General features: G+C 44.8%; 10 protein-coding genes. 3 read left to right on the forward strand and 7 right to left on the reverse strand.

Features of this window, described 5'->3' with window-relative positions:
• The first annotated feature begins 269 nt into the window (after positions 1-269).
• Positions 270-713, forward strand: coding sequence for a DUF2721 domain-containing protein (locus tag WA381_RS07000; protein WP_014951195.1), 444 nt, complete (start codon positions 270-272; stop codon positions 711-713).
• A 194-nt stretch (positions 714-907) separates the two neighbouring features.
• Here WA381_RS07000 and WA381_RS07005 read toward each other — a convergent pair whose 3' ends face one another.
• Entirely contained in the window at positions 908-1918 is a 1011-nt protein-coding gene (locus WA381_RS07005; protein ID WP_156087184.1) for a 5'-methylthioadenosine/S-adenosylhomocysteine nucleosidase family protein, read from the reverse strand.
• Positions 1919-2232: 314 nt separating this feature from the next.
• Between WA381_RS07005 and WA381_RS07010 the strand changes: the two genes are divergently transcribed.
• Positions 2233-3117: a LysR family transcriptional regulator gene (locus tag WA381_RS07010; RefSeq protein ID WP_156087186.1), complete on the forward strand. Its 885-nt coding sequence runs from the start codon at positions 2233-2235 to the stop codon at positions 3115-3117.
• Positions 3118-3244: 127 nt separating this feature from the next.
• On the opposite strand, the gene WA381_RS07015 is transcribed toward WA381_RS07010, so the two are convergent.
• Entirely contained in the window at positions 3245-4603 is a 1359-nt protein-coding gene (locus tag WA381_RS07015) for an OmpP1/FadL family transporter (RefSeq protein WP_014951198.1), read from the reverse strand.
• A 387-nt stretch (positions 4604-4990) separates the two neighbouring features.
• Here WA381_RS07015 and WA381_RS07020 point away from each other — a divergent pair, with 387 nt between their 5' ends.
• Positions 4991-5989 (forward strand): NADP-dependent oxidoreductase, encoded by a 999-nt coding sequence (locus WA381_RS07020; RefSeq protein ID WP_061096130.1) that lies wholly within the window; start codon positions 4991-4993, stop codon positions 5987-5989.
• Positions 5990-6015: 26 nt separating this feature from the next.
• Here the strand turns inward: WA381_RS07020 and WA381_RS07025 are convergent, their stop codons facing one another.
• The 5 genes from WA381_RS07025 to glmS all read right to left on the reverse strand — a co-directional run bounded on the left by WA381_RS07025 (position 6016) and on the right by glmS (position 13382).
• Positions 6016-7092 carry a GGDEF domain-containing protein gene (locus WA381_RS07025; protein ID WP_156078988.1) on the reverse strand — a complete coding sequence of 359 codons (1077 nt, stop codon included), beginning with the start codon at positions 7090-7092 and terminating at the stop codon, positions 6016-6018.
• A gap of 104 nt (positions 7093-7196) precedes the next feature.
• On the reverse strand, positions 7197-9122 hold the full coding sequence (locus WA381_RS07030) for an ATP-binding protein (protein ID WP_156078989.1): 1926 nt from the start codon (positions 9120-9122) through the stop codon (positions 7197-7199).
• Between the two features lie 19 nt (positions 9123-9141).
• Positions 9142-10164, reverse strand: coding sequence for an ABC transporter substrate-binding protein (locus WA381_RS07035; RefSeq protein ID WP_156078990.1), 1023 nt, complete (start codon positions 10162-10164; stop codon positions 9142-9144).
• 124 nt (positions 10165-10288) lie between these two features.
• Complete coding sequence (locus WA381_RS07040; protein ID WP_156078991.1) at positions 10289-11275, reverse strand: LLM class flavin-dependent oxidoreductase; 987 nt, start codon at positions 11273-11275, stop codon at positions 10289-10291.
• 274 nt (positions 11276-11549) lie between these two features.
• Positions 11550-13382, reverse strand: a complete 1833-nt coding sequence (gene glmS, locus WA381_RS07045) for a glutamine--fructose-6-phosphate transaminase (isomerizing) (RefSeq protein ID WP_014951234.1) — start codon at positions 13380-13382, stop codon at positions 11550-11552.
• Positions 13383-13384: the final 2 nt, after the last annotated feature.

A 13384-nucleotide genomic window follows, 5' to 3' on the forward strand; every position in this document is an offset into this window, starting at 1 on the left:
GTATCGTTAATTTAGGCAAAAATGGGTTAAAACTCGCTAAACTGTTGCGGCATTTTGACAATTACGTCATATCTCTGAGTTAAGCGTTGGCGTAGACTTTGCAGTTCGCAGACTTAACTGTCACAACACAAGTCTTAGTTTTATACATTAATACTAATTTACGTGTATCTAACGCATATAGACTGGCAGTACGTTAGTAGATTGCAGCAATGGGTTAATCACTCTTTGCCTGAAGTAAGAACACCAAACTTTGTTCGCTGGAGGAACCATTGGACACACTTATTCCTAGTCTTTCACAGCTTATCGAATTCGCTGTTGCCCCCGTATTTTTACTTACCGGTATTGCGGGCTTCCTCAATGTTATGTCGTCTCGGCTGGGCCGAATATCAGACAGGGTGAGGGTGGCGGAAAGACAGATTCATACTCTATCAGACCCGCATATTGTCGATCGCTCAAAAAAAGAAATTAAGGTGCTATGGCGCAGAGTAAAAGTGATTAACTGGGCGATAGGGCTGTGTGTCGCCGCTGGACTGATGGTGTGTACCGTCATTATGGCGCTGTTTTCTGGGTCTCTATGGGTTGTCGATTTAAAAACACCAGTCATCGTACTATTCATACTGGCTATGATGTTTCTAATCAGTGCGCTCATTGTTTTTCTGGTTGAAGTAAAACTTGCGACAAATACCATAAATATGGTCAGAACCATCCGCTAACCACGTATCGACAACGGCTTGCTCGCTGGCGTTCAATTGATCCCATCAGCGACACACCAAAAAGGCGGATAGAGCGTAATGTTTACCTTCTCTATCCGCCTACTTATTTTTAGGGTGTCGCGATTGGCTTAGTTTTGAAACTAACATTCATATGCAAAGAAGCAACGTTGCCTCAATGTTTGCCATACTATCGACTACTCGTCCTCAGCGAGTGTATCTAATACAGAAAACAGAACGTTAGCGCCAATTCGCGACACTTCTTGGTCGTACTTGTTCTCTACGTTAACGCCTTCTTGACCGCCAGCCAAATCACTAATAGCTCGAACAATAATCCAGTCAACGTCGTTAACGGTACATACTTGACCTATTGCGGCTGACTCCATCTCAGTTACTTCGGCATTGAACACGTCTCTTGTCCACTTTCGATACTCGCGGTTATCCATAAAGACAGACCCGGTAATACCATTTCCGCCTACAAAGAGCTCGGCATCCCGCTCACCAAGCACGCGCTGCGTTGGCATAGTGCTCATAGCTTGTTTCGCCGCAGTTAAAAGACGCGGTGTCGCGCTGAAATAGGCGGTATCTTGTGGTTTATCCATCCCCTCTTTCACAATAAGCACTTCGTCAGGATGAATGAAGTGAAAGGGCTTATATTTTGGTGTGTGAGGATCTTTAGCGCGGCGTTCATCTTGCTCTTCAATGAACCTTGCATAATATTCAGGCAGTATGTATTCCCCCGGAGCATTCGGATCTTCATTGGTGTACACACTCTCATCATGGTAGTACCAACGCGCCGGAACAATGACGTCACCCGGTTGCCATTTTGGGTTAACCGCTCCCGCAATCCCCATGTAAACCACTTGCTTAACCGGAAAGTAATCCAACGCCATCTGCATAGTCATAGCAGCGTTTGCAATGCTCATTCCCGTAGCGAATATTAATATTGGCTCGTCGTGATAGGTACCTATGCGATACGTAACGCCTTTGATGGTTGTGGTTGTGTGAATGGATGCATTGGGATCTTGCTCAATACGATTAAGGATACCCTGCATTTCGGGTGCGTAGGCTACGGTAACAGCAGTAAACGCAGGCTGTGAGAACGCGGCGGGCCCGTATGAAGCGCCATCGGACGTTTTAGTAGAAGTACAACCGCCCATCCACGAGGTGGAGAGCAGAACAATAATCATCAAAGTAAACTGTTTCATTCGCGATTCTCAGCTGCATAGTTAGTGAATAGTTAAACTAGCACTTTAATCGGGCAAAGAAACGCTGGATTTCAATAATTTACCATTTAAAAACATAAAGAAAACATCTTTAAAACAAGGTGAGCTCCAAAATTACTTTTGGCTACAAATGCGAAGAGAATGCATAACTTTCCAATGTAAGCATTGCGTAAAGACCTGCTTCAAAAGCGTTCATCAACGTTAAAATACGGTAGAATTCGACTATTTCCGTCGTTAATTTGCTACAAATGAACAGTCAAGATACTGCGGCCAATAAAAAGGATTAACTAAGCGCCATGAATACTAAATTACTTCGCTCTCTTCAGGTTTTTGTTGCAGTAACAGATAGCGGTAGCATGAGTGTAGCTGCTAGAGAGCTGCACATGACTGTCTCTGCTATTAGTCAGCAGTTAAGAAAGCTAGAACACGATATCGGCCTTAGCCTTTTTAACCGAAATACCCGAAGCTTGAGCCTAACGGAAGCAGGGCGCGTCTATTACGAAACCAGTAAGCAAATGCTGCAAACCGCAGAACTTGCCCAGCAAAAAATTGAAAGTCTGCAGGATGATCCCACAGGTAAAATAAACATCATCGCGCCGGAGGGTTTTGGCGGAGGACTGTTAAGCGAGCCACTGAAAAAGCTTTGTGAAGAATTTCCTAAAATAACTATTTCTTTAACCGTAACTGACGAGCCTAAAGACATTATCGCTTCCAGTGCCGATCTTGTTCTTTGCTTCGCCCCAGTCTCAGATACAAATTTCAGCAGTTTGGTACTCGCGACCTGGAAGCGCATTTTATGTGTCTCTGCAGACCATCCACTTGCAAACGAAACTCTGACTTCGCCTGAAGCGCTTAACGCGCATACATACATTGCTCACAGACATATTGAAGAATACGTCATGAAGCACGAAAGCGAAGGCGAGTATGAATTGGATACACAACGCATTGATGTCAACTCAATGCAGACATTGATTAAACTTACTCAAGATAGTGTTGGCTATGCGGTTCTTCCCGAACCAGAAGTGAGACATCTATTAAAGTCTGGTGAAATGAAGCAGCTCTTCACTGACTGGGAGTTACCAGATTATACGGTTTATGCGGTTACACCGAAAAGGGAGCTAATGCCTGCAAAAATCGGCGCAGCAATTACATGTCTTCAAGATTTATTTGCGCAAATTTAGTCGTTAAACAGCGCACAAGAACCCCATCGCACATAAAAAATGCGACGTTATACCAGTGTGCAAAGGTCATTACCAAAAAGGCAGCGTAAATACGCTGCCTTTCTTATTTGACTTGGCTTCTTTGAAATTAGAAGCGAGTGTTCATTTGAACACTTAGAATGTGCGCAGTAGCTGACTGTGTACCAGAGAAGTTAGTGGTAAAGTCAGTACCAGGAAGAACATTGCTTAGAATCGTTCTATCTTTGTCGATATTCGCTTCACGGCCATCAATGAATACGTAAGCCACGTCTATTGATGTATCTTCGCTAACCGTGTAAGTCATACCACCAGAGAACCAATGACGGTCTGTATCTGGGATACTTAGTGAGCGATTTTCTACCGATACCACACCATCATCATAAGCATAGCCAGCACGAAGGGTAATTTCATCGTTTAGGATGTAAGTTACACCAAGCGCTGCACGCCATGAGTCGTCGAAATTCTCTTCTTTAATTAGGAAATCGATGCCGTCTTCTAGGTTAGCTTCAAGCTTCTCAAACGTACTCCAGTCAGTGAAAGTAACACTTGCTTGTACAGACCACTGATTGTCAATTTTTTGATCAATCGCTAGCTCTGTAATCGCAGCAAGGTTCAAATCTAGACTACCAGGCTGGTTTAAGTTGATAGGAAACACTGGCGTCTCTGAAGATACCGCGCCTTCTAGTTCTAGTTTCGTTTCTGCACGGTATGAAAGCGCAACATTAGTCATATCAGTTGGTTGCCAGAAAATACCGGCGTTCCAACCATAGCCCCAATCGTCACCTTCCATGCTAAACAGTGAATTGCCAGGAGTAAGCGTAGGCAATGTAATACCTAATGCTTCTGCTGTTGGTGCTAGGCCTGCAACAGTGCCCGCTAGCGTGTTTGATACACCAGAACCAATTTCAGCTTCAGCGTAAGTGATGTTTAAACCAAAACCTACCATAAGCTGCTTATTTACTTTATAAGATACAGCAGGGTTTAGGGTTACCGTTTTTACTTCAGCTGTGTCAGCAAAATGCAGCGCACCAAAATCATCAGAGTAATCTGAACGAAGACCGTAGGTTGTGAATACACCTACACCAGCAGATAGCTTTTCATTAATTGGGCTTACATAAAAGAATCCTGGAACAAAAGCAGTATCTGCAATGTTGTCTTCTGCTGCTGGCATAGGTTGGCCAACTGGGGCTTCGCCTAACGCATAGCTAACATCACCATCGATATCTACGTTCGGATCGATAAAGCTTACTGATGCACTGAACTCAGCTTCTTTAAATACACCAATCGCTGCAGGGTTAGTTGCTAAAATGGAGGCATTCTCTGGCTTAGCTGCTTGACCAGCCATGGCACGGCCTAGACCGTTTGCACTGTGTTCATTAACTTGGAAACCAGCTGCCAGCGCAGAAGAAGAGGCTAAGGTAGCAAGCGCTAAGCAAACTGAGGCACGTAAAGAAAACTGTTGCTTCATAAGATACTCATTGTAAAAGGGGAAAATTGCATCGGGCATTCTACGGATCTGAGTACTTTTGTTCAATGCAAGTAAACGCCATTTACGCACTTTTATCGCATTTTTTACAATTATAGCTACAACTTCGACGCATTTATAAACAACTTTGATAAAACGAAGTTAACAAAAGATCTCAATCTTGTTAACGCCATTTTAATTAACTATCACTAACACCTATTGGAAATGCAAAAAGGTTTCACTCAAATTTATAAACAAGCTGTGTTATAGGTTGTGTTTATGTCTATAACCCCCACCCTATTTTAAACAGCGCAGATGTAACCGTGTTTAGCGATGCGCTTTTACATTCGATAAGACGTCGACCATTTGTGCTTGTAACAGGAGGACACCATGTCAACATACAAAGCAATTACACTCGTTAATCGCCCCCATGACAGAAAAATTGGGCCACATTTATTTGAAAGCAAAGAGCTCGAAATTCCCACGCCTAAAGACGGTCAAATTTTGATAAAGCAAACTCACATGTCTTTAGACCCTGCGATGTTAGGTTGGATGAGTGAAGACAGAGAGAGTTATATTCCACCTGTGGAGCTTGGCGATGTAATGCGCTCAAGCGGTGTGGGCGAAGTGGTTGAGTCTAACAACCCTAATTTTTCGGTAGGCGACAAAGTTATGGGAATGACTGGCTGGAGTGAATATGTGCTCAGTGACGGTTCTGGTTTTAACAAACTTCAGCCTGGCATTACTGAGGAAATGGCCCTTTGTGTTTTTGCACTACCAGGCCTAACGGCCACAACAGGTTTATATAATTTTGGCCAGCCCAAAGAAGGTGAGACACTTATTGTTACGGGTGCAGCAGGTTCTGTAGGCTCAATTGTAGGTCAGCTTGCTAAAGCAGACGGGCTGCGTGTAATTGGCGTAGTAGGAAGCGAAGACAAAGCCGATTGGATTGTTAACGAGCTTGGGTTTGATGGCGCTATAAACTACAAAACCGACAATTTAGAAGAAAAGTTAGCCGAACTAACACCAAATAAAATAGACGTCTTCTTTGAAAATACGGGCGGTCCTATTCAGCAGCACATTTTTAACAGAATGAATGCCCATGGCCGAATTGTGGTATGTGGAATGATTGCCGATTACCAGTCTGAAAAGCCGTCACCGGGCCCGAACTGGATCCCGCTGATTAAAAAGCGAATTAACATTCGCGGTTTTGCTATGCCTGATCACTGGGGTGAAATCCCACAACTACTGCAAAAGCTTTCGCCTTATGTTCAACAAGGTAAAATCAAGTACCGTGCACACACTGTGGAAGGCTTAGAGAACGCCGAGAAAGGCCTAAATATGTTATTTGAAGGCAAGAACACCGGCAAGATGATTGTGAAGCTGTAAGCCAATCGTGAAAAAAAAGCGCAGTGTTAGGCTAAGCACTGCGCCTGATTTAATACAAACTGGGCTTTGCCTTTTTCTTTTGCTTCGTAAAGTGCTTTATCTGCTTCGTCAATAAGGCAATCGATTGACATGTTCTCGGCCGACTTGGCAAACACCACACCAATGGAACAACTCATTAAAGGATGCTTTGCATCTTGAGCATGTTCTAATGCGACTTCTGTCCACTTATTCAAGAGTGCATCACAGTGCTTCTCAACTTGTTCTTTCTGAATGTCGCTCAATACAACAATAAACTCTTCGCCACCGTACCGACCTAATATGTCTGTCTCTCGCTTAAAGACCTGCTTCATAATGCGGGCTTGTATTTTTATGGCTTCATCACCCTGCTGATGACCAAAACAGTCGTTATATTTTTTAAAATCATCTAAGTCGAGCATCATCACAGCCATCGACACTTTATGACGCTTACTCAACGCCAACAGTTTTTCACTCTGCTCTCGTAACGCACGCCGATTCAATAAATCAGATAAGGGGTCAAATTTGCTAAGTTTAAGTAGCCTGTCATTGGTTTCTTTTAACATGCGTACGCTGCGATCTAACCGATAACGGGCATAGACACAAATAAACAAAGACCCAGATACAAATGCCATTGAAATTGGAACTCTGTCACCATAAACCGGCGCAACCCACATTAACCCCAAAAAACCCAGAATGTTGATGACGTTGGCTGCTAGCGCTAATTTAAAGGCAATACCCAGCGCAAACACACAGAAGAAAGCATATAAAATTGTGCCCTCGTAGGGGAAAATGAAGCTGTGCTCTTCCCAGCAAACCCATATTAACCAGTAGTTGCTGTAAGAAAGCGCAATAAGTAACCCTGCGAAAATGTAGGCTCGATGCTGAATGAACCTGCGCCAGAAGGAGAGTACAACAACGACGAGTATAATAGGGAATTGAAGAAGTAAGCGATCGAATATGTACAGCTCGTACATGCTGCTTGGTAGTAGCATCAAGTCAGCAGCCATAAAGGCAAGCACAAGTACAGCACCAATGATCAGCGCAATTCTCAGCCGAAGTAGCTCGCGGGGTTTATTGATTTGCACACGCCACCTTAAGCAATAAGTTACTGTTAAAGCATTTATATATTAGCCCATGGTGAAATCACCCACGGGCTCTTACAACTTCAAATTACTGAGGCTGCATCACTTTAACTATTATCAGTGACTTCTTGATTAAGCGCCAGTTTTGACAAACTTTCTTGCAGTGCCTCAACGGTGACAGGTTTGGTAACGATGTCGTCCATCCCTGCTTCTTTAAATGACACGTGCCGCTCTTTGAATGCTTCGGCGGTAAGTCCTATAACTGGGGTTTTGCTAAGCTCTCCATCAAGCTTTCGAATGCGTTTTGTCGCTTCAATGCCGTCCATCACTGGCATGTGCACATCCATGAAAACAACATCAATACCGCCCTCTTCTACTCGTGCAGCGGCTTTCAGTCCATTATCAACGTGCTCAACATCACATTTCAGCTGTTCTAAGAGTGCCTGTGCTACCACAGCATTAATGGCATTATCTTCAGCCAACAGAACTTTAATACCTTCTGGTAAGCTAGCGCGCTCTGCTTGTCGCACGGAATCCGAATCGGCCGACGACTCCACCACGCGACGACTCTGCACCTTGGCGGTAACGGTGAAACATGAACCTTCACCGACTTTGCTCACCACCTTAATATCACCACCTAATATTTGTGCAAGCTGCTTTGCAATAGCAAGACCTAGCCCAGTGCCACCGTATTTACGCGTAATTGATGAATCGGACTGCGTAAACTTATCAAAAATATGCTCGAGTCTGTCTGGCTCAATACCAATACCGGTATCTTTAACCGCAATTACCAAATGGTTCTCGCTCACGGTATCCTGTGAAGGCTGTTTGAGTTTGGCGGAAATAGTCACCGTGCCCTTATGAGTAAACTTAATTGCGTTACTCACCAAGTTAATGATTATCTGGCGTAACTTCGTAATATCACTGGTTACTGCCACCGATTCCATGTTCTTACTTTTGTAAACCAAACGCGTACTATTGGCGCTAGCATTGGTACCCAGTAGCGTAATAAGATCATTCAGCATTGCGTCAAGATCGAACTCTGTAACGTCAACTTCTGACATACCTGATTCAATTTTTGAGAGATCCAGAACATCGTTGATAACGGTCGCTAGAATAGACGCCGATGATTTCAAATCGCTGGCATACTGATGCTGTTTATCCGACAGTTGCGTATCAAGAAGTAGCGTTGCTAATCCCTGAATACCGTTCAGTGGGGTGCGAATTTCATGACTCATTACTGCAAGAAAATCCGTTTTTGCGCGGTTTGCTTGCTGAGCTTGAGCAACGTATTGCTCTATTTCACCAGACATTGCCTCAACGTCTCGCGCTAAACTACCTAACTCGTCGTTTTGCTGTAAGTCTATACTGACCTTCTTATGGTCAACCGCAATGCGACTTGCTGCTGATTTTATTTTTTCGATAGGAGAAACAACAAACACCTGTGTGACTCTTCCCATAAGCAAACTGACAATAACGACAGCAAATAGCGTCACTAATGACGTTAGCCACGCAATAGTAGATAGGAAAGATTGCAGTGCGTCAGCAGGCTGTAATACGGTAACTTTCCAATTCCATGGCGCAAATTCCGCACACGCAAATAACACGTCAGCATCGTTAATATTCGACTCACCAAAGGCGACCTTACGACTGGCAATGGTTGCGATTGTCGCATCTTCGACATTAGGAACCACAGTGTGCTCCATCGTACTAAACACCACAGTATCGGCACTCTTGTCACTGATCGCAAAGTGGCGGTCGGTGGCTTGCTGCAACGACTTTAGCTCTTCAAACACTTCCTTTTGATAGGCCTCGCGAAACACAGGCACATTCTCTAGGCCCGACTCAATAAGCAGTTCACGTCTTTCGTCAATGATCTCTAAAACGTTTAATGTAAGCGTCTGAGTGAGGAGCTGATATTCTCTTTCGCGTACTGAATCGTACGCCGTCAAATAAGCCCAATACCCTGTAAGTGCCATACCAATTAATAAAATTGGAATGTAGATAACCAGCAGTTTCGATTTAATCCGCATACTTACTTCTAATTAGGCCTTATTGATACACATGTTTTTTCGACAGCTTCAAGTAATTTGAAGGAATGGGTAACTGCAGTTTGATTGCTGTAGACACATTTACCGCTACAGTGTACGTATCCATTTTATCAACGGGAATGTCCCTCGCCGATTTTTTCTCAAGAATTAGCTTGGCTTTTCTTGCAGCTGATTTGCCAATACTCGCTGGCTCAGATACTACGCCAAGAAGCGCACCTTCTTTCACAGAGGAAATGCTTTCTGCAAATAAAGGAAGCAGTCCCGTAGCTTCTTTTACCTTTGTTACTAAGCCATTCGATTCCGCGAGCGGCCCAGATGAAAGCCAGTAACCATCCAGCTCGTTTGTTTTTTGCTGCAAGCTGTTGATGATGCTGTCAGTCATTTCAACCAGTCCATCATCGCCTTCTATATACGGTGTACTAACAGCAACAAGATTTATGTTCTCGTAGTCATCATTCAGTGCCAGAAGTTGATTAACCAAGTTGCTTGACGATGGGTATGTAGAATGGACTAGACCGATGGTAAAAAGCGATGAGGGCTTAGACGCTCTGAGCACGCCCTCTAACATATCTAGCTTTACCTTTGCGTCTAGCACGTGTGACTCGCCCGTCATGTTGCGTTCACTAACCGCACCAATAGCAGAAACTATTCCTTCTTCAACCGGTGCTGAGACCGCCATAAACAGCTTAGGTACATCAACAAACTCTTCAGACGCATTCAGCGCTCTGGTGGCAAGGGTCGCCACCGATACAATAAGGTCAGGCGCTGGGTTTTGTGCAAGCTCGGTAAGTATCTCCTTAGCACGAACTTCAGAGCCTTCGGCGTTATACGATGTTACGTTAATCTCGTGATCGGGCATAATCCGCGCAAGTTCCTTTTCGAACTCGGCCCGCGAATCAGCGACAATGGGAACAGGCAGTGTTTCAAGAACAATTAGGTCCAGGGTTTCTTTCGCAAAAGCAGCACTAGCGCCCCACATCAAAGATGATAAAGCTAAAAGAAGGGAAAACCAGACCTTTGTCATGACTGTGAACCTAACACAACTAACTGAAAATACGCACATATAGACGTATCATAAAGTTATTCGAAGGTCATTCATAGTGGAAGTTATAACCAAATATTCAATACTGGGAATAGCTGTCTAAAAACTAAGATGCGATTTCCGCAAATGCGTTAACGCTAAACAAGCGCGCTTCTATATCGTAAATCGGCATCGACACGATAATTTCATCAACCCCCGTCGCTTCAACAAACTGAGCTAGCTTGTTTTGCACCGTTTCTTTCGACCCTACCAACGCATACCTCAATACATTCGATAACATTGCTTCGTCAGTCGCCGTACAATATTCTTCAAAGTTAGGCATAGGCTTAGCGAAAGGCCTATTAAGACCGCGTCGCATGTTCATAAATTGCTGCTTCACTGACGTGAATAGGAGTTCAGCCTCTTCATCGGTTTCAGCAATCACCACCATTACACCAGCCATCGCTTTCGGCGCTGATAACTGAGGCGACGGTTTAAACATATTGCGGTACACATGAAGCGCATCGAATAGCGCATCGGGCGCAAAATGCGAGGCGAACGAATATGGCAGCCCCATTTTTGCCGCCACTTGGGCACTGTATAAGCTAGAGCCAAGCAACCACAGGGGGACATGTGTATTTGCCCCAGGTACTGCAACAATCGGCTGCCCGTCTTGCGGTGTACCCAAGTAGTGCTGAAGTTCTTGAATATCTTCTGGGTAACTGTCCACATCGCTTTGCAAATTACGACGAAGCGCGCGTGCGGTTGCCATATCAGTGCCTGGTGCACGGCCAAGTCCAAGCTCTATGCGATTGGGAAATAATTCAGCCAAGGTGCCAAACTGTTCAGCAATGACCAAAGGTGCATGGTTAGGCAGCATAATACCGCCCGCACCAACTTTAATGGTAGCGGTGGCGTTAGCAATGTGCGTTAACACTACTGAGGTGGCAGAACTGGCAACACCATGCATGCCGTGATGCTCGGCTAACCACACACGTTCATAGCCGCAGCGCTCAGCTTCCACAGCCATTAACTTTGAATTGTTTAACGCGTCTTTTACGCCAAACCCTTCAGATATTGGCGCTAAATCTAGCAGTGAGTATGGGATAGCCATGTTGCCTCGCAATGTTGAAACTTGGTATGACTTATAGGTATGACCTTACTCCTCGTTTTACAACTGCCTTACCTGACAAAGTAAGACGGATGGAGAAGGTTTATCGATAAAGTGAGAGTGGTGGAAAGAGAAGTGAAATAATAGTGAGTCATGGGCTTGCAGGAAAGCCACTTAATTAGCAGCCAATAATCGCCTATTGAAAACAAAAAAGCCTGCGCTTTTGTCAGCCGCAGGCTTTGTTTGTGAGCACGAATAAGTGCTTCAGCAGTGTGCTTTATTCCACCGTAACCGACTTCGCCAAGTTACGCGGCTGGTCAACGTCGGTGCCCTTAATTAGCGCTACGTAGTAGCTCAAAAGCTGTAGTGGCAAGGTATAAATGATAGGTGCGATTGGTTCGTCGCAGTGCGGTACGTTGATAACGCGCATGGTTTCATCACCTTCAAACGCCGCATCTTTATCCGCAAATACATACATGATGCCGCCACGGGCACGTACTTCTTCAACGTTCGACTTTAGCTTCTCGAGGAGTTCGTTGTTCGGTGCAACCACAATAACGGGCATTTCGTCATCAATAAGCGCAAGTGGGCCGTGTTTCAATTCACCAGACGCATACGCTTCCGCATGAATATAAGAAATCTCTTTAAGCTTAAGCGCTCCTTCCATGGCAATAGGGTATTGATCGCCACGACCTAGGAACAAGCTGTGGTTCTTATCTGCAAATTCTTCAGCTAAATCTTCAATGCCACCAGTTATCGCTAAGGTCTCTTCAAGCTTTGCAGGTAGACTATGAAGCGCAGAGACAATAGCTTTGCTGTCAGCGTCTGTCATGCCGTTTTCTTTGCCCAGTGCTAGGGTAAGCATTAAGAACGCAGTGAGCTGAGTAGTGAAAGCTTTGGTAGACGCAACGCCAATTTCCGCGCCAGCGCGGGTCATAAATGCAAGGTCTGACTCGCGTACTAATGACGAACCCTGAACGTTACAGATAGTCAAACTAGACATATAGCCCAGCTCTTTTGCTAAGCGAAGGGCAGCTAACGTATCGGCTGTCTCACCTGATTGAGAGATGGTAATAAGCAGGCTGTTTGGGTGCACTACTGACTTGCGGTAACGGAATTCTGATGCAATTTCTACGTTGCACGACACATTTGCATATTGTTCTAGCCAATAGCGCGCCGTCATACCCGCATGGTAGCTGGTACCACAGGCAATAATTTGTACATGCTGTACTTTTTTGAATATCTCGTCAGCACCTTTACCAAATATGTCAGCAGTAAGTCCGTTTTCGTCAATACGATCTTTAAGCGCATTACGCACAACGGTTGGCTGCTCGTGAATTTCCTTAAGCATGTAGTGGCGGTAACCCGCTTTGTCACCCGCGTCGTGCTCGATATTCGACTCAATCACTTCGCGTTCAACGGCATTGCCGTCTTTATCGAAGATTTTAACGTCGCGACGAGTAATCTCTGCCACATCGCCTTCTTCTAAAAAGATAAAGCGGCGTGTCACTGGCAATAATGCCATTTGATCTGACGCAATGAAGTTTTCGCCAAGCCCCAAACCAATTACAAGCGGGCTGCCCGAACGTGCAACCACTACGCGACTAGGATCTTCTTTATCCATGATGACGGTGCCATACGCACCGTGGAAGGTTTTAACGGCACTTTGCACAGCGTCTAGTAAAGTCTTACCTGACTTAAGCTCTTCGTGTACGGTGTGAGCAATAGTTTCTGTGTCGGTGTCGCTGGTAAAGGTATAGCCCTGCTCTTTTAACTGTGCTTTTAAGTTAACGTAGTTTTCAATAATACCATTGTGAACAACAGCTACACGTTCAGTTGAAAAGTGTGGGTGCGCATTCGCTTCAGTCACACCACCGTGCGTTGCCCAACGGGTATGAGCAATTCCAGTTGTACCCAAAGCTTCACCTTCTGCCACCGCATCAGCAAGCTCTTGTACTTTGCCTGTACGGCGAATACGCGTAAGCGTGCCGTCGCCTTGCAATAGCGCTACGCCAGCTGAATCATAGCCGCGATACTCCAGTCTTTTTAAACCTTCTAATAGGATTTCAACCACGTTACGCTCAGCTACAGCGCCAACTATTCCACACATAA

Origin of the sequence: Alteromonas sp. CH_MED4-4, assembly GCF_037029575.1 — a bacterium.
Taxonomy (GTDB): Bacteria; Pseudomonadota; Gammaproteobacteria; order Enterobacterales; family Alteromonadaceae; genus Alteromonas; species Alteromonas macleodii.